We start from the raw sequence: 22715 nt of genomic DNA, 5'->3' as shown, positions 1-22715 counted from the left end.
CTGCTCGTGACCCGCCGAACATCCCCACTGGAAGGATGTTCCAGCAGAGGGATGACGATATTTTTAGCTGGGTAAAGAAGCGTGCAGGTGACGGAGCAGCGGGAACCGTTGAGGCTGTTGTTCCGTTTCGCCAGCATGGCTGAAGATGATCCACACAGCATCAATGACATATTGGACCGCCTTCACGAGACGGCGGAGCATGAGAAAAAGGTCAGCGTCGGGCAGATGATGGATGCCTTTGGGCATCGCTCCTACGGCCCCTTTCTCATCGTCCCGCCCCTGATCGAATTTTCGCCTCTTGGCGCGATTCCCGGCGTGCCGACCGTGCTGGCGCTGATCATCCTGATCTTTGCCGTACAGATTCTCATTGGCAAAAAGCACTTCTGGCTGCCCGACTTCATCCTCAAACGCGCGGTATCGGCCGACAAGCTGGAGAAGGGTACGAAAAAGGCGCGTTCCACGGCCAGGTTCCTGGACCGCCACTTTCACGGACGAATGCGGTGGCTGACGACCAAGCCTTTCGTGCGTGTGGCTGCAGCGATCACCATCCTTCTCACTTTGGCCGTGCCGCCACTGGAGCTTCTCCCCTTCGCAAGCACCGGCCCAATGCTGGCGATAGCCACCCTGGGCCTGGCGCTTCTCGTGCGCGATGGAATGTTGATGATTCTCGCCTCGGTTATTGCGATCGCGGCTGTGGGCGCGGGCCTCTGGTTCTTCGTCGGCGGCTGACACCAAGGTTTCAAAGAGTTTCAGGAACAAACGAAAAAAGCCCCGGAGGGGCTGTCTTTTCGCAACGTGCTTACTTTTGAGAGAAAGCGGTAGCCACTTCACCGTGGTGGGAAGTGGCGCGAGTGACGGGGCTCGAACCCGCGACCTCCGGCGTGACAGGCCGGCACTCTAACCAACTGAGCTACACCCGCTTTTCGTTGGGCCGAAGCAGTGCGCCCCGGCGTTGTGGCGCTGAATTAGGGGGTATTCGTCCGACTGTCAAGCAGGTGAAACGCACTTTGCCGAATGAATTTTCAACAGGTCTAAAATCAACGCAAAAATCCACAATGGGACTTGCGATAATTTCAAGAAGCGCCTAAACGGACGGCCTTGCCAACGCGCAACAAGCGCGGGGCTGCAAGGGCGATTAGCTCAGTTGGTAGAGCGCTTCGTTTACACCGAAGATGTCGGGAGTTCGAGTCTCTCATCGCCCACCATTTCCCTAGCCTGCATTTACCGTGGAAACGAAGTTGCTGCTGCGAGCGGCAGGGTTTCCGCGCCCTTTTCATCTGCATGCACAAAGACCGCACATGCTGCCTTGCACATGCGGCCTTGTTCGCGCGGGTTTGAAGGGCTGCGGCTGGCTCTATTTGCCCCAGCGCAGGGCGAGAATATCCAGGTCACGCGCCAGTGAGACGAGACGCTCCTTCGTGCGTGCGCTCATCGGGCGCAGGGGGTGGCGCACATAATCCGAGCCGATCACGCCGCCTTCCTTGAAGATGGTCTTGCAGGCGCGCAGTCCGCATTGGCGATTCTCATGATTGATGAGCGGCAGGCAGGCCTGCCAATGTTCAAGCGCTGCAGCCTTGTCGCCTGCCAGATAGCTGGTCACGATGGGCTTTATCTTGTCTGGGAACATACCCGAGGTCATCGTGCCGGTGCAGCCGGCATCCAGATCGGCCAGAAGCGTCACGGCTTCTTCACCATCGAAAGGCCCCACCACATGCTCACCGGCAGCCTCGATGAGGGCGGCCAGCTTGTCGGCAGCGAAGGGGCATTCGATCTTGAAATAGCTGACCTGCTCGATCTCGCGTGCCATGCGTGCAAGCAGGGGGACCGGCAGGTTCACCCCGGAAAGCGGTGCATCCTGCACCATGATGGGTATGGAGATGGCGTCACTCACGGCACCGAAATGCTCCATGATGGCTTCGTCGTCAGCCTTGAGACCCGTGCCGTGATAGGGCGGCATCATCATGAGCATCGAGGCACCCAGTGCCTCGGCTTCGCGTGCGCGCGCGACTGCTATATTGGTGGAGAAATGGCTTGTGGTCACGATGACCGGCACGCGACCGCCCACATGCTCCAGGCTGAGGCGGGTCAGAACCGCCCTCTCCTCATCCGACAGCACGAATTGCTCGGAGTAGTTGGCCAGAATGCAGATCGCATCGGAACCCTGGTCAATCATGCAGTCGAGAACCCGGCGCATGCCTTCTTCATCGACACGTCCATCATCATGAAAAGGTGTGGGCGCGACTGGAAGAATGCCGGTCAGTGGCGTTTGCATCAAAATGCCTTTCGGTGATTACCAGTGAAATGGGGGAACGGTCACGCGTTTGCCAAGCGTGAAGGCGTCGGCGACATGGCGCATGGGTGCAAGATCAACATCGATCGCACCGGTGGGGATGAGTTCGGCGAATCGCGCATAAAGGCGCGGATATTCCGCATCGCCGCCCGAAGCCTTCTCCTTGCCGTCGATGAGAAGGCGTGCTCCGCCCTCGCGCAGCAGCATGGCGCCGCCATCCGTGTCGATTTCGATGTCCCAGAGCGGGCTTCCCTCTTCCAGCCAGTCGAACTCCGCTGTGATCGGAATGTCCGTCGGCGCCCGGAAACGCAGACTGGCCGCGATGGGCGTGTCCCGGTTCTCAGGGAACGACAATTCAGCGCGGGCCACATGTATGGCGAATGGCAGGATCTCGGTGAGCACTGACAGGCCGTTGATGCCCGGATCGAACACTCCCACGCCACCGGCTTCCCAGATCCACTCCTGGCCGGGATGCCAATGGCGCACATCCTCTTTCCAGTTGATTCTGATCGCGTCGATCCTGCGGTCGGCCAGCCAATCGCGTGCCGCATCAACCGCCGCCGCATGGCGGGAATGCCATGTGGCATAGAGGCTTACATTCTTCGACCTGGCCAGTTCGACAAGATCATGAACCTCCGACAGGGTGGCACCGGGTGGTTTTTCCAGCATGACATGGCGACCGGCCTCGAGCGCCAGACGCGCATCCACGTAACGTGCCTGCGGCGGCGTGCACAGGGATATGCAGGTTATGCCCGGTTCCGCGTCAAGGAGCTCGGCCAGCGTCCGGTAGGCGCGGGTTCCCGAGATTTCCGCATTGCGACTGGCGGTGGCTGCAAGTTCGAAAGCCTGGCTACGCTCTATGGCCGGCACATGCTGGTCCCGTGCAATCTTGCCAACGCCGACAATGGCGACCTTGTGTGTCTTCGCAACCATCACTCAGCCTCGCTTCTGCTTGTTGTAGACGTCGAAGATCACGGCAGCGAGCAGCACGAGACCCTTGATGACCTGCTGATAGTCGATGCCGATACCCATGATCGACATGCCGTTGTTCATCACACCCATGATGAAGGCGCCAACCACCGCACCAACGATCTTGCCCACGCCGCCCGACATGGAAGCGCCGCCGATGAATACGGCTGCGATCACGTCGAGTTCGAGCGCGAAACCTGCCTTCGGCGTCGCCGTGTTGAGACGTGCGGCAAAGATGAGACCGGCAAGTGCTGCGAGGAAGCCCATATTCACGAAGGTCAGAAAGGTCAGCCGCTCGGCGGGTATGCCCGAGAGTTTTGCAGCCTTCTTGTTGCCGCCAATGGCGTAGATGCGACGGCCCAGCGTGGAACGCTCGGTGATGAAGGCGTAGATGATGGTCAGGATGCCCATGGTGATGAGCACGTTGGGCAGCCCGCGGAAGGTGGAGAGCTTGTAGATCAGGAACATGAATGCGCCGGCAATGATGACATTGCGTGCAATGAAGAAGCTCTTTGGCTCATCTTCGATGCCATAGGCCTCATTGCGCTGACGCTTACGCAGGCCAAGCCAGATGATGCAGGCAACAACCGCACCGCCAACGGCCATGGCAAAGCCGTTCATGCGCTTGTCGCCGGTCACAGCCATGATGCCATCACCGATGAAGGGCAGGAAGTCGGGTATGAAGCCGGTCGACAGCGCCTGGAATTCACGCGGGAACGGGCCGACCGACTGACCTTCGAGAAGCCAGAGCGAAAGGCCGCGGAAGACCAGCATGCCGGCCAGCGTGACGATGAAGGAGGGAATGCTCCAATAGGCGACCCAATAACCCTGAGCCGCACCGATGAGCGTGCCCATCAGAAGGCAGGCGGGGATTGCGACCCACAAGGACACGTCCCATTGCACGATCATTACGGCAGCCAGTGCGCCTATGAAGCCCATGACGGAACCCACCGACAGGTCGATATGGCCACAGACGATGACGATCAGCATGCCGAGCGCCATGATGATGATGTAGCTGTTCTGCAGGAACAGATTGGTGATGTTGACCGGGCGCAGCAACGTCCCATCGGTAACGATCTGGAAGAAGACCATGATCGCGATCAGGGCGAAAAGCAGCCCGTATTCGCGGATATGTGAAGTAAGATAGCTGCCCCAGCTACGGGTGGTGGTGGCATTCGCGGTCACTGTCTCGGACATCGCGTCATTCTCCCTAATGCGTGACGATGAGCGACATGATCCGCTCCTGGCTTGCTTCATCGGCTGAAAGCTCACCGACAAACGCGCCCTCGTTCATCACGTAGATGCGGTCACACATGCCCAGAAGTTCAGGCATTTCCGAACTGATCATCACGACCCCTCGCCCTTCGGCAGCCAGTTCATTGATCAGCGTGTAGATTTCATATTTCGCGCCGACATCGATGCCGCGCGTCGGCTCGTCGAGAATCAGCACTTCAGGATTGGCGAACAGCCATTTGGACAGGACGACCTTCTGCTGGTTGCCGCCCGACAGATTGCCGACTTTCTGGAAGACGTGCGGCGTGCGGATATTCATCGCCTTGCGGTATTTTTCCGCCACGCGCACTTCTTCTTCGGGCTGGATAACGCCGTTGCGTGCAACAGCGGGAAGATTGGCAAGCGTGGTGTTGCGCACGATCTCGTCATCAAGCACCAGCCCAAGCCCCTTTCGGTCCTCTGTGACATAGGCAAGACCAACATCAATGGCACGCCCGACGGTCGACAGATCGACGGGTTCACCCTTGATCCGCACGGTACCACTGTGATTACGGCCATAGCTGCGCCCAAACAGGCTCATGGCAAGTTCGGTACGCCCTGCCCCCATCAGGCCAGCAATTCCGACCACCTCGCCGGCATTGACGTGGAAGCTGACATCGCGCACGGCCTGACGCTCGGCATGTTCGGGATGCGTCACGCTCCAGTTGTCGACTTCGAGCAGACGCTCATCGCGCGGGCGGCGCATGCGTGGAGGATAACGGTTTTCCAGGCTACGCCCGACCATGTCGCGCACGATGATCTCCTCGGAGAGATCACGTCCCCGCGCGTCGTGGGTCGCAACCGTAGCACCGTCGCGAATGACGGTGACCGTGTCAGCAACACGACGGACCTCGTTCAGCTTGTGGCTGATGATGATCGAGGTGACGCCCTGCGCCTTCAGTTCAAGAATCAGATCCAGCAGTGTCTGGCTGTCAGCCTCGGACAAGGCGGCTGTCGGTTCGTCCAGGATGAGAAGACGCACATCCTTGGACAAGGCCTTGGCGATTTCAACAAGCTGCTGTTTGCCAACACCCAGATCGTCCACCAGTGTTTGCGGGGGTTCGCTCAAACCCACTTTCTTCAAGAGGCCTTCGGTGCGGCGGTAGGTTTCCTGCCAACTGATGACCCCCTTGGTCGCACATTCATTTCCCAGAAACAGGTTCTCGGCAATGGACAGCAGCGGAACCAGAGCAAGCTCCTGATGGATGATGATGATGCCGGCCTTCTCGCTGTCATTCACCCCCTGAAAGCGGCAGACCTCCCCGTCGAAGATGATCTCACCCTCATATTCCCCGTAAGGATAAACGCCGGACAGCACTTTCATCAGCGTCGACTTGCCGGCACCGTTTTCGCCGACCAGCGCGTGGATTTCGCCCTCCTCAACGGACAGCGAGACATTGTCGAGCGCACGAACGCCTGGGAAGGTTTTCGTGATCGACCGCATTTCTAGCAGTACGGACATGGGTGTTGTTCTTTCCGGCGAAGACGGGCGAAGCCATCGAAGCTTCGCCCGGCCAGTACAAGTTGCGATTACTCGATTTCTGATTTTTCGTAGTAGCCGGAGCCAATCAGGACCTCTTCCCAGTTGCTCTTGTCCACGGAGACAGGCTCGAGAAGATAAGACGGAACGACCTTCACGCCGTTGTCGTAGGTCTCGGTGTCATTGATCTCGGGCTCACCGCCCTCGAGCAGTGCCTCGACCATGCCAACCGTGACGCGGGCCAGTTCGCGGGTATCCTTGAAGATGGTCGAATACTGTTCGTCAGCCAGGATCGACTTGACAGACTGCACTTCCGCATCCTGCCCGGTGACGATCGGCATCTGCGTGTCGCCGGAACCGTAGCCCACGCCCTTCAGCGAGGAGAGGATGCCGATGGAAAGGCCGTCATAGGGCGAAAGCACGCCATGGACGGTGTCGTCGGTATAGTGAGCGGAGAGCAAGTTATCCATGCGCGCCTGGGCAACCGCACCGTCCCAACGCAGCGTCCCGACTGTGTCCATGCCCATCTGGCCGGATTTGATCTCGATCTTGCCCTCGTCGATCAGGGGCTGAAGGACCGACATCGCACCATCATAGAAGAAATATGCGTTATTATCGTCCGGTGAACCGCCAAACAGTTCGACATTCCAAGGGGAGACATCGGGGAAGCGTTCTTCGAGACCTTTCACGAGCGATGTCGCCTGCTGAACGCCGACCTTGAAATTGTCGAAGGTCGCGTAATAGCTGACGTCACCTGAATCACGGATCAGACGGTCATAGGCGATGACCGGAATATCCAGTGCTGCGGCATTGGCCAGCGCATTCGACAGAGTGGTGCCGTCGATAGCCGCGATCACGAGAGCATCAACCTCCTTGGTGATCATGTTCTCGATCTGGGCGAGCTGATTGGGAATATCGTCTTCGGCGTATTGGAGATCGGTTTCGTAACCGGCTTCCTCGAACTGCTTGACCATGGACTCACCGTCCGAGATCCAGCGGGCCGAGGACTTGGTGGGCATGGCGATGCCGATCGTGCCCTTTTCCTGCGCCAAAGCGGATGGCGCACCAAGGCACGCCACCATGACCAGGGCTGTCAGCCCTGCGGTAAACTTCTTCATGATTTCCTCCCTGCGGCAAAGCGAGCCGCGACCTGTGCGATCTGTAACTACAACGCAGTTCGATCATTGCGCGCGTTGACTTGCCGTTCAAATAATATCTCATAGGAATGTCATAACCATTTTGGTATGCATCGCTCATGCGAAACCTAGCTTCCCGTCTCAGCCTCAAGCACCTGCGGCTGGTCACATCGATTGCCGAAACCCGGCAGCTTTCGCTTGCAGCGGATGCATTGGCCATCACACAGCCAGCCGCTTCACGCAGTCTGGCTGAGCTGGAAAAGATTGTCGGTCGTCCATTGTTCGACAGGCACCCGAAGGGCATGGAGCCAACGCCGGCAGGTGAAATTCTCATCAGGAACGCGAAGATATGTCTGGGGCAGATGTCTGCCGCGACAGCAGAACTGGAAGCACTTGAAGGCGGATTGGCCGGGACCGTGCGGGTTGGTGCGGTAACCGGTCCGGCGGTCCGTTTCGTCGTTCCCGCTTTGCAGAAGCTGAAGACAGAGGCACAGCGCACCGAGGTTTCAGTCAATGTCGCCCCCAGCTCCGAACTGGTCGACGGCCTCTTGCGCGGCGACTACGACATGGTACTTGCGCGGGTGCCGCCATATATCGATGCACGGCGACTTGATGTGCGACGCGGGCGGGTTGAAGTAGTGCGCTATCTCACCCGTGCTGACCACCCGCTGCAAAGTCGCCAAAGGGTCACTTACATCGATCTGGCCAATCTTACCTGGATCATCCAGGCCCGCGGCATGCCTATTCGCGAAGGTGTCGAGCAGGCCTTTATCAATCGTGGACTTCCCGTTCCCAAGGATAGTGTCGACACGGCCTCGCTGCTCGTCGCACTCAGCTATCTGCGGGAATCGGATGCGGTCGCGGCCATGACGGAAGAAGTGGCTGAACTTGTAGCCCAGACCGGCAATGGCGAGATCAAGGAGCTTCCTTTCAAGGAGACGCTGATCCTGACGCCCTACCAGCTCATCATGCGCAAGGGGGTCCCGCTCAGCCCGATTTGCAGCCGCTTCCGGGATCTTCTCATTACCGAGCTTTCGCCCCGCGGATAAGGACTTCAGATTTACCAAGCGTCGAACTGTTGCTGTGCAAGAGGTAAAGTCAGTTTGCTGACTGACAGATTCAGTGATAGCTCAGATTATCCAGTATTCTGTTCCACTTAGGGAGGATCACGTGAATAGAAGACAATTTGCGATTTTCGGGGCGGCTTTGTGCGGGCTTGCCATCAGCGGCGTGGCATTGGCACAGCAGCCGCAGTTCTTTCGCATCGGCACCGGCGGAACGGCCGGCACCTACTATCCAATCGGCGGGCTGATCGCGAATGCGATCTCCAATCCTCCAGGCTCCCGTCCCTGCGAGGAAGGCGGTTCCTGCGGTGTGCCCGGCCTTATCGCCACGGCCCTTTCGGCCAATGGCTCGGTCGCCAATGTGAATGCGATCGCCGGTGGTTCGCTGGAATCGGGGTTCTCGCAGTCCGACGTTGCCACCTGGGCCCATAGCGGCACGGGCATCTGGGAAGGTCGCGACGCGGTATCGAATCTGCGCGCCATTGCCAATCTCTATCCTGAAACCATCCACCTCGTGGCAAGTGCTTCGAGCGGCATCGAGAGCGTTTCGGATCTCGCGGGCAAGCGCGTTTCGCTTGATGAGCCGGGTTCCGGCACACTGGTTGATGCACGCATCATCCTTGGCGCCTACGGCCTTTCGGAAGAGCAGGTGGAAGCACACTACCTGAAGCCTGACCAGGCTGCAGAGCGCATGCGTGACGGCGCCATGGATGCCTTCTTCTTCGTCGGCGGCTTCCCTGCAGGTGCAATCGCCGAACTGGCGAGCCAGCACGACATCAAGCTCGTCTCCATTTCCGGGGAAGAAGCGGATTCGGTGGTGAGCGAGCACGGCTTCTTTGCAGTGAACAAGGTGCCTGCCGGGACCTATGAGGGTGTGGACGAGGAAGTGACGACACTTTCCGTCGGTGCGCAGTGGGTAACGAGCGCAGAGCAGCCGGAAGAACTCATCTACGAGATCACGAAGGCACTCTGGAACGACAACACCCGCAAGCTTCTCGATGCCGGTCATCTCAAGGGCCGCCAGATCACGCTGGAGACGGCTTTGGATGGCGTTGGTATCCCGCTGCATCTTGGTGCAGAGAAGTTCTACCGCGAAGCCGGTGTGTTGAACAACTGATCCACCCACGCTGGTTCAATCATGCATCAAGGCCGGTTTCACCGACCGGCCTTGATCACCACCGTCTACGCGCGACCAAGGCGATCTGAACGAGGCTTTGCAGGATGGTTACACCGTCTGAGACCGAACGCGCGGAAGCGCTGAGCGAAGAGGAAATGAAAGCGCTGGAAGAGCGCTTCGATCCGGAAGTCCGCTTCAGGCCCTTGCCGTCCCTGCTGGGATGGGCCGCCGGTGGCGCGCTGTTCGTTCTCTCCTGCTACCACTACTACACGGCCGGGTACGGCATCCCGCAGGCGACCACCCATCGCGGGCTGCATCTTGCCTTCACCCTCGCCCTGATCTTCATATTCTTTACCGCCTGGAGCCGACCGACTTCGCCCAAGAGCGGCATTCTGAGCCCCTTCGGCTTTCCCCTGACCGACTGGCTCCTGGCCATCGCCGGTGCAATCTCCGCACTTTATGTGCCGTGGATCTTCAACGATCTCGCCTTTCGAGTCGGCGATCCACTGCCGATAGATGTCTTCATGGGGACGGTGCTGATCGCCGTATTGCTGGAGGCCACCCGCCGGGCGATGGGGTGGCCCCTGCCCGTCATCGCACTCCTGTTCATTGCCTATGCCTATTTCGGACAGGCCATGCCGGGTATCTTCGCCCATCCGGGTGCGAGCTGGAACAATATTGTCAACCACCTCTATCTGACGAGCCAGGGCATTTATGGCACCGCACTTGGCGTCATCTCGACCTATGTTTTCCACTTCGTGCTTTTCGGCGTTCTGGCAACGCGTATTGGCCTCGGCCAGCTCTTCATTGATCTGGCTTCAGCGCTTGCCGGGCGATATTCCGGAGGACCTGCAAAGGTCTCTGTCCTTTCCTCGGCCATGCTGGGCTCGATTTCGGGTTCGTCCATCGCCAATACGGTGACCACCGGCTCGCTGACCATCCCGGCCATGATTCGCATTGGCTATCCCCGCCACTTCGCCGCAGCGGTCGAAGCGGCAAGCTCCACGGGCGGGCAGATCACGCCGCCGGTGATGGGTGCTGTTGCCTTCCTCATGATCGAATATCTGGGAGTGCCGCTGACGACCATCCTGACCGCCGCGCTCGTACCGGCCTTCATGCATTTCTTCGGCGTGCTCGTGCAGGTGCATCTGGAGGCGCGACGGCGCGGCTTGCGCGGGCTTACAAGGGACGAATTGCCGGTTGCGTGGACGGTGTTCAAGGCGGGATGGCTCACCACCCTGCCACTCTTCGTTCTGGTTGCAATCCTGCTTTCGGGAAAGACGCCGTATCTTGCCGCCTTCTGGGGCATCACTGCCTGCCTTCTCGTGCTCGTCATCCAGAACTTCCTGCGCCATGACGTGAAGACCGCCATAACCCAGACAGTGCGCGAGACCTGGGACGGCATGGTCGTCGGCGCGAAATATTCGCTGTCCGTGACTGCCGCAGCCGCGCTTGTGGGCGTGATCATCGGCGTCGTCACGCTGACCGGCGTGGGCTTCAAGATTGCCTATATGGTGACCTCGGTCGCCGCTGGATGGGCGCAGAGCGTTCATGAAACCCTCGCCTTCCTTCCGGTTGAGATTGCAAGTGTCGCGACCCTGACCCTGCTGTTCACACTCATCATGACCGCGGTGGTCTGCGTGCTGATGGGGTGCGGCATTCCCACGACAGCGAACTATCTGATCATGATCGCGGTTGCCGCTCCCATTCTCAGCCTGCTTGGCGTGCAGCCAATCGTGGCGCATTTCTTCGTCTTCTATTTCGGGGTTCTGGCAGACATAACCCCGCCGGTCGCACTGGCCGCCTATGCGGCGGCAGGCATTGCCGGTGCCAATGCGTTCAAGGCCGGCAATACGGCCTTCCGCCTCGGCATGGGCAAGGCCCTCGTTCCCTTCGTGTTCGTCTTCTCCCCTTCCATGCTTCTGGTGACCGACAATTTCAGCTGGAGTGAATTCTTCCTTGCCACCATCGGCGCCATGCTTGGCATCTGGATGCTGTCGGCCGCCTTCGCGAACTGGTTGATGGGTCCGTTGCGAACCTATGAGCGCATTCTGCTTGGCTTTGCCGCACTGCTGTTCGTCGCGCCGGACCTTTACGCCACGATTGTCGGAGCCGTTCTGGTTGCTCCGATCATTCTGCGTCAGGTGACTGCAGCCAGATCTGCGGCTGCAAACTGAACATCCAATCCTTGCTGACTGACGATTGATTGAGCGCTTGCTCAATCAATCGCGGTTCATGCGACTGTTGATCGTCAAGAAACTGAAACAGTTCCGACATGGAGCTGTAACAAGAGAAGCCTAACTCCCGGGCCGCGAGATTACTCAGCGCAACCCCTTTGGGAGACAATTGATGAAAACGAAGCTTCTCTTGTCGGTCGGTGCCGTTCTCGGCGCTCTCACCGCACCTGCTCACGCAGAAACCGAGATCACCTGGTGGCACGGCATGGGCGGTGCGCTCGGCGAGACCGTGAACAAGATCGCCGCAGATTTCAATGAAAGCCAGGACGAGTACAAGATCACGCCTGTCTTTAAGGGCACATATGAAGAGACGCTGACGGCTGCCATTGCTGCTTTCCGCGCCGGCGAACAGCCGAACATCGTTCAGGTCTTCGATGCCGGTGCAGCCACCGTGATCGGCGCCAAAGGTGCGGTCGTGCCGGTTGAGGACCTCCTCAACCAGAATGGTGTCGAGTTCAATATCGAGGACTACATCGCCGGCGTTCGTTACTTCTATGCCGATTCCGACGGCAAGATGATCGGCATGCCGTTCAACTCCTCGACCCCGATCCTCTATTACAATGTAGAGGCGATGGAAAAGGCCGGTGTTACACCGCCCAAGACCTGGGAAGAGTTCGAGACCGTTACCGCTCCTGCTCTCAAGGAAGCCGGTTATACGCCGCTTACCCAGTCGCACATGCCGTGGATCTTCACGGAGAACTTCTTCTCCCGCCACAACCTGCCATTTGCCACCGAAAACAACGGCTATGACAGCGTGAATGTGTCGATCAATGCCGATGCGCCTGAGCTGAAGGCTCACTTCGAGAGCTTCAAGAACTGGATCGACAATGATCTGGCCGCTTTCTACGGCGCGGCATGGGACGACAATGCCAAGCCGTTCGAGGCTGGTGAAGTTGCGATGTGGCTCGGCTCGTCCGGCTCCTTCGGTGGCCTCGTCCAGAAAGCAGACTTCGACTTCTCCGCCACCTACCTGCCCTACTGGGAGAAGGTGACGAAAGAGCCGACGCAGACCTTTATCGGTGGTGCCGCTCTCTTTGCGATGTCGGGCCACTCGGATGAAGAAAACAAGGCGGCAGCCGAGTTCTTCCGCTATCTGACCTCGCCTGAGGTTCAGTATATGTGGCACCGTGAGACCGGCTATGTGCCGATCACGGAAGCTGCTTACGAACTCGCCAAGAAAGATGGCCACTACGAGAAGTTCCCGGCTGCCGAAATCGGCATCCAGCAGCTTCAGCTTCCTGCCGGTGACAACACCAAGGGCTATCGCATGGGCTTCTACGTCCAGATCCGTGACGTGATGAACCGCGAATATACCCGCTACCTGAACGGCGAAACCTCGCTCGATGACGCTTTCGCGACCATCAAGAAGGAAGCCGATGCGCTTCTCGAGCGCTTTGCGCAGACGCAGGGCGGCCAGGGCTAAGGCCTGCCACTCATCTGAGACAGGCGGCCATCCGGTCGCCTGTCTTGCCGCATCAGGCGGCATGTTCTTCCACATTCCAGATGCGAGTTGATCCGTGAAGCGCTCTCAGTTTTCACACATTTCGCTGCCGATCCTGCTGCTGGTACCGCAGCTCATCATCATCGGCGTGTTCTTCTACTGGCCGGCCTGGCGCGCGCTCCACTCCTCCTTCTATCTCGAAGATCCCTTCGGCTTCGGTTCGCAATTTGTCGGCATGGCCAATTACACGCGGTTGTTCACCTCCGCCGAATACATGAAGGTCGCGCGCTTCACGCTGTTCTTCACCGCGCTTGTCACCTTCCTCGCGCTCGCCATATCACTGTTGCTTGCAGTCAAGGCGGACAAGGTCATCCGTGGCGCGAAAACCTATCGCACGCTTTTGATGTGGGTCTATGCCGTGGCACCCCCGGTGGCTGGTCTGGTCGGCGTCATGCTGTTTGACCAGAATATCGGCATCATCACCGACTTCTTCGCCTTTCTCGGCTACGACTACCGCCTGGGTGTCAGCTATGCCGATACCGCGCTGGCCATGATCGTCGTGTCAGTCTGGATCCAGATCCCCGTCAATTTCATCTTCTTCCTGTCAGGACTGCAATCCATTCCGCGTCATGTGCGTGAAGCGGCGATGATCGACAATCCTTCAGGCTTTCGCCGCTTCTGGGAAGTCACCTTTCCCCTGCTGGCGCCGACGGCGTTCTTCCTGGTCGTCATCAACATCACCTATTCGCTGTTCGATACATTCGGCGTCATCGACACGCTGGTGAAGAACAACCCCGCCTCCAATCCGATGACCCTTGTCTACAAGGTCTTTGTCGATGGCTTCCGCGGCAATGATATTGGCGGATCCTCGGCGCAGTCTGTGGTGCTGATGGTGCTTGTGCTTGCCCTGACAATCTTCCAGTTCCGCCTGCTTGAGCGGCGGATCCACTATACTTGAGGAGGTCGTGATGGCCGTTGCAGACAGTATCATCTCCGTGTCACAGACCCATGAACCGGCGAGAGCCAAGCGCCGCGGCGTCAAGCTCTCGACCATAGCCGATCACGCCATCCTGATTGCCGGCGCGCTTTTCATGCTGGTGCCGGTCTATCTGGCCCTCACCACCGCCAGCCACGACGCGGTGCATATCCAGCGCGAGGGGCTGTCCTTTGGTTTCAGTGACGATCTGGTGAAGAACTTCGATGCAGCGCTTTTCGCCAAGGGCGGCTTCACCGGTGCCATCACCGGCACGACCATGCTCCTGAATTCATTCATTCTGGGCGTGGGCTTTGCGGTAGGCAAGATCGTGCTGTCGATGATCGCAGCCTATGCGATCGTCTATTTCCGCCTGCGCTTTGCCACCTTCGCCTTCTGGGCCATCTTCACGACGATCCTGCTGCCGCTGGAGGTGCGCATCGTGCCCTCCTACGAGGTCATCCAGGGCATTGGGCTGACGAACACCTATACGGGCCTGATCGTGCCGCTTCTGGCGTCTGCGACCGGCACCTTCTTTTTCCGTCAATTCTTCCTTTCCGTGCCCGACGAACTGGTCGAGGCTGCGCGGATCGATGGTGCGGGACCGGTCAAGTTCTTCATCGACATCCTCGTGCCGCTGTCACGCACCATGATCGCGGCCATCTTCATCATCATGTTTGTCTATGGCTGGAACCAGTATCTCTGGCCGACCCTCATCACCACTGAAGAAGGCCTGTTCACGCTGGTGCGCGGCATCCGCCAGATCATCCAGGCCATGGCCGAAGGCTCACAGATCCCAGAATACGGACGCATGATGGCACTTGCGATCATCGCAATGCTGCCGCCGGTGGCCATCGTCATCCTGTTCCAGAGCTGGTTCGTGAAGGGCCTTGTCGAGTCCGAGAAATAAGAAAGTACAGACAATGGCGAAAGTCAGCGTAAGCAATCTCTCCAAGACCTATGGCAAGGGAACTCAGGCGGTCAAACCCTGCAGCTTCCACATTGCCGATGGCGAATTTGTCGTTCTCGTCGGCCCGTCGGGTTGCGGAAAATCCACGCTTCTGCGGATGATAGCGGGACTGGAAGATATCACCAGCGGGGAGCTTCGCATCGGTGACCGCGTGGTCAATGACCTTGATCCCGCCGAGCGTGACATTGCGATGGTGTTCCAGAATTATGCGCTCTACCCGCATATGACCGTTGCCAAGAACATCGCCTATGGTTTGAAAAATCGCGGTACACCAGCGCCTGTGATCGAACAGAAGGTGCGTGAGGCTGCCGATATTCTCAACCTCACCGAATATCTCGACCGCAAGCCCGGTCAGCTCTCCGGGGGCCAGCGCCAGCGCGTGGCCATGGGACGTGCGATCGTGCGCGACCCTGCACTCTTCCTCTTCGATGAGCCCCTTTCAAACCTGGATGCCAAGCTACGCAACCAGATGCGCATCGAGATCCGCAAGCTGCAGCGCCGACTTGGCGTGACATCCATCTATGTGACCCATGATCAGGTTGAAGCCATGACAATGGCCGACCGCATCTTCGTCCTGAATGACGGGCGGATCGAGCAGGTTGGAACGCCGGCGGAGATCTATCACAAGCCCGCCTCCACATTCGTGGCAAGCTTTATGGGTGCGCCGCCGATGAACCTTCTGCCGGGCAACTACAATGGAAACGGCTCGGTTCTGCTCGATGACCAGACCGCAATCAAGATTGGCCAGGCAGCAAATCACAAGGGAGCGGTGCAGGTTGGCGTGCGTCCTGAAGATGTCGTCCTTGCCTCGCCGCGGGATGGCGTCCCGTTCCAGATCGATGTCGTGGAAGAACTTGGCGCGAACCGCCTTCTTCACGGCAATCTTGCCGGCCATCCATTCACAGTCAGTGTCGGCAAGGAAGCGGACGCCGCTCCCGGCATTTCGGGACTCCGCTTCGATCCTTGCGCCATTCACCTGTTCCATCCGGAAGAGGGGCATCGGCTATGACACCCACAGTCCGCAAATTGCCCGAGGTGACGCCGGATCAACGGCAGCGGATCAGTGATGCGCCGCGCACGCCCGACGCACATTCGGCGCTGATGGCTGAAGTTGATGCGATGAATGTGCTGCAGGTTGGCGGAAAAGGCTCCCTCCCCTTCCTGCCGTCCGGTTTCACCGTTGCTGCCTGGAATGTTGAGCGCTGCCTGTTTCCCGATCGCAGCGCTGAGCACCTGAAACCCTTCGGACCGCAGATCGTGCTCCTGTCTGAAATGGACAACGGCATGGCCCGCACCGGCCAGCGCGATACGACCGCGGAGATGGCTCAAGCGCTTGGGATGCATTTCGTCTATGGCGTGGAGTTTCATGAACTTGGCCTCGGTGGCGAGACCGAACGCAAATATTGCGCGGACGATTTCAACGCCCATGGCTGGCACGGCAATGCCATTCTTTCCGCAGCGCCCTTCGAGCGCGTCGAGCTGATCCGGCTCGATGAGGAGGGTCACTGGTTTTGCAGTGAGAAGGCCGATCCCGGTCAGCCGCGTATTGGCGGTCGTATGGCGGTGGCTGCAATCGTGCCGACGTCGGAGGGACCGATATGTGTGGTTTCAACACATCTGGAGAGCAATGCGGACGGATCATATCGTCACCGGCAATTTGAGCGATTGCTCAATGCTATCGACGCCTTTGCGCCGGACCTGCCGGTCCTGATCGGAGGCGACCTCAATACCGGCAATCACCTGCCGCCGGACTATGACTGGCGCAAGGAGACCCTGTTCAGCATGGCCGAAGCGCGTGGCTATGACTGGGGCCTCACGCCTGAGGGCATCACCACGCGCGCCAGCCTCATCAGCCCGCATGAAAACCGGAAGATGAAACTCGACTGGTTCGCGGCACGCGGCATGGGTGGCAAGCCAGCACGGCTTCTTCCGTCTCTGGACAGTGATGGCACGCCGCTGTCGGACCATGAATGTATTGTCGCGACGGTGGACTTGACCACTGCGGCTATCGGCCTTGGTGATCGCAAGGCTGTCGATTTATCTGCCTGAGCGCGTTCGCAGCAGCGCCACACAACGAAAAAAGCCGGGCGTACTGCCCGGCTTTTCCGTATTCGGCGTGGTGCCTGCGATCAGTTGATCGCGTCCTTCAAGCCCTTGCCGGCCGAGAACTTCGGCACGTTGCGAGCCGGAATGTCGACCTCTGCGCCGGTCTGCGGGTTGCGGCCCTTGGAGGCTTCACGGCGCGAGACGGAGAAGTTGCCAAAACCGACAAGCCGAACGTCGCCGCCCTTCTTGAGCTCATTGGTGATGACCTGGAAAACCGCATCGACTGCAGACTGGGCGTCACCCTTGGAAAGGTTCGCTTCTTCTGCAACGGCGGACACGAGTTCGTTCTTGTTCATAAAACTATAAACCCCTTCCTGATTACGACCGACGTTAAGACTCGCCGGTGAGGTGGGCAGTCTATTTAGAACGCATGCTCCAACCAAGCGAGAAATGCGCTTTGAGCGCCCGGAATCCCATGTTTTCCGCCACTTTCAGAAGAAAAGCCGGCCCAATTGGACCGGCTTTTGCAGATTTTCGTTTGACGGGCCTCTAGTGGGCGATGGTCGTGCCGCCTGATTCTTCGGCGACATCCACTTTCGAGGCCTCGGCGACCGGCTCAACCCAGTCTTTCAAGGGCTCCAGCTTGCGCGTCAGCGCATGTTCCAGAACCTCGCCGACACGGCTGACGGGGATGATTTCCAGACCGCTCTTCACATTCTCGGGGATATCCGCCAGATCCTTGGCGTTCTCCTGAGGAATGAGCACGGTCTTCAGACCACCGCGAAGGGCTGCAAGCAGCTTCTCCTTCAGACCGCCGATCGGCAGGACACGTCCGCGCAGGGTGATTTCACCCGTCATGGCAATGTCCTTGCGCACCGGAATGCCGGTCATGATGGAGACAATCGAGGTGGCCATGGCCACACCGGCCGACGGACCGTCTTTCGGTGTTGCACCCTCGGGCACGTGGACGTGGATGTCCTTGCGCTCGAAGACCGGCGGCTCGATGCCGAAGTCAACAGCACGGGAGCGGACGTAGGATGCGGCAGCCGAAATCGACTCCTTCATCACGTCGCGCAGATTGCCGGTGACGGTCATCTTGCCCTTGCCGGGCATCATGACACCTTCGATGGTCAGCAATTCGCCGCCGACTTCCGTCCATGCGAGACCGGTAACAACGCCGATCTGGTCCTCGCCCTCGGCCTCGCCGAAGCGATAGCGCTGGACGCCCAGATAGTCGGAGATGTTTTCCGCCGTCACGTCCACGCGATCCTTGTCGGTGCGCAGGATCTCGGTCACGGCCTTGCGGGCAAGCTTCATCAGCTCACGCTCAAGGTTACGCACACCTGCCTCACGCGTATAGGTGCGGATGACAGTCTGCAGTGCCTCGTCGGTGACGGAGAATTCGCCGTCGCGCAGGCCATGCTCACGGATCGCCTTGGGCAGAAGATGGCGCTTGGCGATCTCCACCTTCTCGTCCTCGGTGTAACCGGCAATACGGATGATCTCCATACGGTCCATCAGGGCCGGCGGGATGTTCAGCGTATTGGCGGTCGTCACGAACATCACGTTCGAGAGGTCATATTCGACCTCCAGATAGTGGTCCATGAAGGTCGAGTTCTGCTCGGGGTCGAGGACCTCCAGCAGTGCCGAAGATGGATCGCCGCGGAAATCCATGCCCATCTTGTCGATTTCGTCGAGCAGGAAGAGCGGGTTGGACTTCTTCGCCTTCTTCATCGACTGGATGACCTTGCCGGGCATCGAGCCGATATAGGTGCGGCGGTGACCGCGGATCTCGGCCTCGTCACGCACGCCACCCAAGGCCATGCGAACATATTCGCGGCCGGTCGCCTTGGCGATGGACTTGGCGAGCGAGGTCTTGCCGACGCCGGGAGGGCCGACGAGGCACAGGATCGGGCCTTTCAGCTTCTTCTGGCGCGCCTGCACGGCGAGATATTCGACGATGCGCTCCTTGACCTTTTCCAGACCGAAATGATCGTCGTCGAGAACCTCTTCGGCCTTGTGGAGGTCGTGATTGACCTTGCTTGCCTTCTTCCACGGAATGGACAGGAGCCAGTCGAGATAGTTGCGCACCACCGTCGCTTCCGCAGACATGGGCGACATGGTCGCAAGCTTCTTGAACTCGGCTTCCGCCTTCTCGCGGGCTTCCTTGGAAAGCTTGGTTTTCTTGATGCGGTCTTCGAGCTCGGCGGTCTCGTTGCGACCGTCCTCGCCCTCGCCAAGCTCCTTCTGAATGGCCTTCATCTGCTCATTCAGGTAATATTCGCGCTGGGTCTTCTCCATCTGGCGCTTGACGCGCGAGCGGATGCGCTTTTCGACCTGAAGCACCGAAATCTCGGCTTCCATGAAGCCCATGGCTTTTTCCAAGCGCTCGCGAACCGAGCGGGTGGCCAGCATTTCCTGCTTTTCAGGGATCTTGATTGCCAGATGCGACGCAACCGTGTCGGCCAGCTTCGAGTAATCCTCGATCTGGCTCGTGGCGCTGATCACTTCGGGCGAAATCTTCTTGTTGAGCTTCACATAATTTTCGAAGTCGGCAACGACCGAGCGCGCAAGCGCCTCGATCTCGACCTCGTCATCTTCCGGATCGGGAAGAAGCTCGGCATAGGCCTCGTGAAACTCGGAACGCTCGGTGAACTTGGTGATGCGCGCACGCGAAGCACCTTCGACCAGCACCTTGACGGTGCCATCGGGAAGCTTCAGCAACTGCAGCACATTGGCCAGCGTGCCGATATCATAGATGCCGCTGGCATCCGGATCGTCATCAGCGGCGTTCATCTGGGTTGCAAGCAGGACCTGCTTTTCCGCCCCCATCACCTCTTCCAGAGCCTTGATCGACTTGTCGCGCCCCACGAAGAGCGGCACGATCATGTGCGGAAACACCACGATGTCGCGCAAGGGCAAGACGGGGAAGAGAGTGTCACTGCCGATATTCGGAGTTTCTGTCATTGTTCTGCCTTTTCAAACCACGACCTCCCATGAGGCAAGCCGCGGACATTTTCAGACGAAGGAGCGCCCCGCTCCGACAAGGCTCGCATTCGCGACACCGGTCCGTTGACCCGGGGCACCCGCTCACTCCCTAGTTGGAGAGTGCGGGCGCGCATATCAAGGTCTTGACACCATGTCGCTCAATGCGGCGCGTGCCCATCCGGCCTTCAAGGTAGACGCGGATGGCCCAGGGTTAAAGAACTGAAACGCGGTTACAGGGAAACAACAGTGCAAAAACGTGAAAAAGGGCGGGAGAAAGCGGCACTACCGCGATCAGCCCCGCCCCTTGATGTCACGTCCTGCAATCAGGCGCTGACGCTGTCCTTTTCCTTCTCGCGCTCTGCATAGATGTAGAGCGGACGGGCATTGCCGGCCACGACCTCGTCAGAGATCACGACTTCCTGAACACCCTCGAGAGCGGGCAGCTCGAACATCGTGTCGAGCAGGATCGCTTCCATGATCGAGCGAAGACCACGAGCACCCGTCTTGCGTTCGATTGCCTTGCGGGCGATCTCACGCAGCGCGTTTTCGTGGAAGGTCAGTTCCACATTCTCCATCTCGAAGAGGCGCTGATACTGCTTCACAAGCGCGTTCTTCGGCTCGGAGAGGATCTGCACCAGCGCATCCTCGTCGAGATCCTCGAGCGTTGCCAGCACCGGCAGACGACCAACGAATTCGGGGATGAGACCGAATTTCAGAAGATCTTCCGGTTCGACCTGCTTGAGAAGCTCGCCGGTGCGGCGGTCTTCCGGCGAATCCACGGTCGCGGCAAAACCGATGGAGGTCTTGCGACCACGATCGGAAATGATGCGGTCGAGACCGGCAAAGGCACCGCCGGAGATGAAGAGGATGGAGGATGTATCCACCTGCAGGAATTCCTGCTGGGGATGCTTGCGTCCGCCCTGCGGGGGAACGGAAGCAACCGTGCCTTCCATGATCTTCAGCAGCGCCTGCTGGACGCCCTCGCCCGAGACGTCACGCGTGATGGACGGGTTGTCCGACTTGCGCGAAATCTTGTCGATCTCGTCGATATAGACGATGCCGCGCTGGGCGCGCTCGACATTGTAGTCGGCAGCCTGAAGCAGCTTCAGAATGATGTTCTCGACATCCTCACCCACGTAACCGGCTTCGGTCAGAGTGGTCGCATCGGCCATGGTAAAGGGCACATCAATGATGCGCGCCAGCGTCTGGGCCAGAAGCGTCTTGCCGCAACCCGTCGGACCGATCAGCAGGATGTTCGACTTGGCAAGCTCCACGTCAGGATTCTTGCCCGCATGGGCCAGGCGCTTGTAGTGATTGTGAACCGCCACGGAAAGCACGCGCTTGGCATGAGGCTGACCGATGACATAGTCATCGAGAACCTCGAGAATTTCCTGAGGCGTTGGCACGCCTTCGCGAGACTTCACCATGGAGGATTTGTTTTCCTCGCGGATGATGTCCATGCACAGTTCGACGCATTCATCACAGATGAACACGGTCGGGCCAGCAATGAGCTTGCGTACTTCGTGCTGGCTCTTGCCGCAGAACGAGCAGTACAGCGTGTTCTTGGAATCACCGCCGCTGTTATTGATCTTGCTCATTTCTCACGTCCTTTCAGTACCACCGGCAACCCCCAGAGATGGACAGTCCTGCCGGAAGAGAGAAGGGCAGAAGCCTTAAAAGGCAAGGCTGCACTTCGCCCAAATCCCGTTTTCCGAACGAAACACAAATCGGAAAGCGCGGCAACAGATCAATCTCCGCTTCAGAGTAGGAGATCGAAAATCAACATAGGCTTAACGTAGGTCGCCCCGTCCCCTGTGGGAACAGCAAATTGTGACGGAAATCGCACAGTCGGCGCGATTTCCCGTCTTTGCCTGCGCTTTCTACACAGTTGCCTAAAGTCGGCTCAGCTTTCAGCCGGCGTTTCCAGCGCTTCGCGAGAGGAAATGACCTTGTCGATCAGGCCAAATTCCCTTGATTCGTCCGCTGTCATGAAATGGTCGCGGTCGAGCGTCTTTTCAATGGTCTCGTAGTCCTGACCGGTGTGTTTGACATAAACTTCGTTCAGGCGACGCTTCAGCTTGATGATGTCCTGGGCGTGACGTTCGATGTCGGAAGCCTGGCCGGAGAAGCCGCCGGAAGGCTGATGCACCATGATGCGCGCATTGGGCGTTGCAAAGCGCATGTCCTTGTGGCCAGCGCAAAGCAGAAGCGAGCCCATGGAAGCCGCCTGACCAATGCAGAGGGTCGAAACGGCAGGCTTGATGAATTGCATCGTGTCGTAGATTGCCATGCCGCTGGTCACCACGCCGCCGGGCGAATTAATGTAGAGCGCAATTTCCTTCTTCGGGTTCTCGGCCTCGAGGAAGAGGAGCTGGGCGCAGACGAGCGTCGCCATGCTGTCTTCGATCGGGCCGGTGATGAAGATGATGCGCTCCTTCAGGAGGCGGGAGAAAATGTCGTAGGCACGCTCGCCACGGTTGGTCTGCTCGACCACCATCGGCACAAGGTTCATCGCGGTCTCGACTGGATTGGACATGGAAGGCCTTTCGGTTTTTCGGGCTAAAGAGCTGCCGAGCCTAAAGGCGGCAGATTCGGCTGTAATTCACACAATAGATAGGATGCAGCCTTGCGCTTGTGCAAGGCCCGTGCGCTGGAGGCGGCGACGGAGAAACGACTGTCACCAATGCGCGTTAGAAAATGGTTGACGCGAGACGCCCCTCGCCTGCCGCGAA

The 22715-nt window shown here is 58.8% G+C and carries 18 protein-coding genes and 2 tRNA genes; 10 read left to right on the top strand and 10 right to left on the bottom strand.

The annotated features are described in order from the left end of the window. The first annotated feature begins 87 nt into the window (after positions 1–87). Complete coding sequence (locus WA367_RS07685) at positions 88–729, top strand: exopolysaccharide biosynthesis protein (RefSeq protein WP_336056212.1); 642 nt, start codon at positions 88–90, stop codon at positions 727–729. A gap of 114 nt (positions 730–843) precedes the next feature. Here the strand turns inward: WA367_RS07685 and WA367_RS07680 are convergent. After that, positions 844–920 (bottom strand) — tRNA-Asp (locus WA367_RS07680). A gap of 209 nt (positions 921–1129) precedes the next feature. Between WA367_RS07680 and WA367_RS07675 the strand changes: the two genes are divergently transcribed. Beyond that, positions 1130–1205: transfer RNA gene (locus tag WA367_RS07675), tRNA-Val, on the top strand. Positions 1206–1354: 149 nt separating this feature from the next. Here WA367_RS07675 and WA367_RS07670 read toward each other — a convergent pair. The 5 genes from WA367_RS07670 to chvE all read right to left on the bottom strand — a co-directional run bounded on the left by WA367_RS07670 (position 1355) and on the right by chvE (position 7129). Then, positions 1355–2272 carry a dihydrodipicolinate synthase family protein gene (locus WA367_RS07670; RefSeq protein WP_336056211.1) on the bottom strand — a complete coding sequence of 306 codons (918 nt, stop codon included), beginning with the start codon at positions 2270–2272 and terminating at the stop codon, positions 1355–1357. An 18-nt stretch (positions 2273–2290) separates the two neighbouring features. Beyond that, complete coding sequence (locus tag WA367_RS07665; RefSeq protein WP_336056210.1) at positions 2291–3223, bottom strand: Gfo/Idh/MocA family protein; 933 nt, start codon at positions 3221–3223, stop codon at positions 2291–2293. 3 nt (positions 3224–3226) lie between these two features. Next, the gene (gene mmsB, locus WA367_RS07660) at positions 3227–4456 is read right to left on the bottom strand and encodes a multiple monosaccharide ABC transporter permease (RefSeq protein ID WP_336056209.1); all 1230 of its coding nucleotides are present in this window, start codon (positions 4454–4456) and stop codon (positions 3227–3229) included. 13 nt (positions 4457–4469) lie between these two features. Then, a complete protein-coding gene (gene mmsA / locus WA367_RS07655; RefSeq protein WP_336056208.1) occupies positions 4470–5993 on the bottom strand; it encodes a multiple monosaccharide ABC transporter ATP-binding protein in 1524 nt (507 codons plus the stop codon). A gap of 68 nt (positions 5994–6061) precedes the next feature. Continuing rightward, positions 6062–7129, bottom strand: a complete 1068-nt coding sequence (gene chvE, locus WA367_RS07650) for a multiple monosaccharide ABC transporter substrate-binding protein (protein WP_442935554.1) — start codon at positions 7127–7129, stop codon at positions 6062–6064. A 137-nt stretch (positions 7130–7266) separates the two neighbouring features. Between chvE and WA367_RS07645 the strand changes: the two genes are divergently transcribed. The 8 genes from WA367_RS07645 (at position 7267) to WA367_RS07610 (ending at position 16998) form a co-directional block, all read left to right on the top strand. After that, positions 7267–8196 (top strand): LysR substrate-binding domain-containing protein, encoded by a 930-nt coding sequence (locus WA367_RS07645; protein ID WP_336056207.1) that lies wholly within the window; start codon positions 7267–7269, stop codon positions 8194–8196. Between the two features lie 121 nt (positions 8197–8317). After that, on the top strand, positions 8318–9328 hold the full coding sequence (locus WA367_RS07640; RefSeq protein ID WP_336056206.1) for a TAXI family TRAP transporter solute-binding subunit: 1011 nt from the start codon (positions 8318–8320) through the stop codon (positions 9326–9328). 104 nt (positions 9329–9432) lie between these two features. Continuing rightward, positions 9433–11505 carry a TRAP transporter permease gene (locus WA367_RS07635; RefSeq protein ID WP_336056205.1) on the top strand — a complete coding sequence of 691 codons (2073 nt, stop codon included), beginning with the start codon at positions 9433–9435 and terminating at the stop codon, positions 11503–11505. 172 nt (positions 11506–11677) lie between these two features. Next, positions 11678–12988 (top strand): extracellular solute-binding protein, encoded by a 1311-nt coding sequence (locus WA367_RS07630; protein ID WP_336056204.1) that lies wholly within the window; start codon positions 11678–11680, stop codon positions 12986–12988. 94 nt (positions 12989–13082) lie between these two features. After that, positions 13083–13964, top strand: a complete 882-nt coding sequence (locus WA367_RS07625; protein ID WP_336056203.1) for an ABC transporter permease subunit — start codon at positions 13083–13085, stop codon at positions 13962–13964. A 10-nt stretch (positions 13965–13974) separates the two neighbouring features. After that, positions 13975–14889: a sn-glycerol-3-phosphate ABC transporter permease UgpE gene (ugpE, locus tag WA367_RS07620; RefSeq protein ID WP_336056202.1), complete on the top strand. Its 915-nt coding sequence runs from the start codon at positions 13975–13977 to the stop codon at positions 14887–14889. Positions 14890–14902: 13 nt separating this feature from the next. Beyond that, the gene (locus WA367_RS07615; protein ID WP_336056201.1) at positions 14903–15958 is read left to right on the top strand and encodes a sn-glycerol-3-phosphate import ATP-binding protein UgpC; all 1056 of its coding nucleotides are present in this window, start codon (positions 14903–14905) and stop codon (positions 15956–15958) included. Beyond that, a complete protein-coding gene (locus WA367_RS07610) occupies positions 15955–16998 on the top strand; it encodes an endonuclease/exonuclease/phosphatase family protein (RefSeq protein WP_336056200.1) in 1044 nt (347 codons plus the stop codon). Before WA367_RS07615 ends, WA367_RS07610 begins: the two co-directional genes overlap by 4 nt. An 80-nt stretch (positions 16999–17078) precedes the next feature. Here the strand turns inward: WA367_RS07610 and hupB are convergent, their stop codons facing one another. The 4 genes from hupB to WA367_RS07590 all read right to left on the bottom strand — a co-directional run bounded on the left by hupB (position 17079) and on the right by WA367_RS07590 (position 22519). After that, entirely contained in the window at positions 17079–17351 is a 273-nt protein-coding gene (hupB, locus tag WA367_RS07605) for a DNA-binding protein HupB (protein ID WP_336056199.1), read from the bottom strand. Positions 17352–17544: 193 nt separating this feature from the next. Then, positions 17545–19962 (bottom strand): endopeptidase La, encoded by a 2418-nt coding sequence (gene lon, locus WA367_RS07600; protein WP_336056198.1) that lies wholly within the window; start codon positions 19960–19962, stop codon positions 17545–17547. Positions 19963–20306: 344 nt separating this feature from the next. Continuing rightward, complete coding sequence (clpX, locus tag WA367_RS07595; RefSeq protein WP_036481200.1) at positions 20307–21581, bottom strand: ATP-dependent Clp protease ATP-binding subunit ClpX; 1275 nt, start codon at positions 21579–21581, stop codon at positions 20307–20309. Positions 21582–21886: 305 nt separating this feature from the next. Further along, positions 21887–22519 (bottom strand): ATP-dependent Clp protease proteolytic subunit, encoded by a 633-nt coding sequence (locus tag WA367_RS07590; RefSeq protein WP_336056197.1) that lies wholly within the window; start codon positions 22517–22519, stop codon positions 21887–21889. Between the last annotated feature and the right edge of the window lie 196 nt (positions 22520–22715).

The sequence above is a fragment of the Nitratireductor sp. CH_MIT9313-5 genome (assembly GCF_037029545.1).
Lineage (GTDB): Bacteria > Pseudomonadota > Alphaproteobacteria > Rhizobiales > Rhizobiaceae > Chelativorans.
The sequence above is the reverse complement of the archived record's forward strand: the minus strand, read 5'-3'. Positions and strand labels throughout refer to the sequence as shown.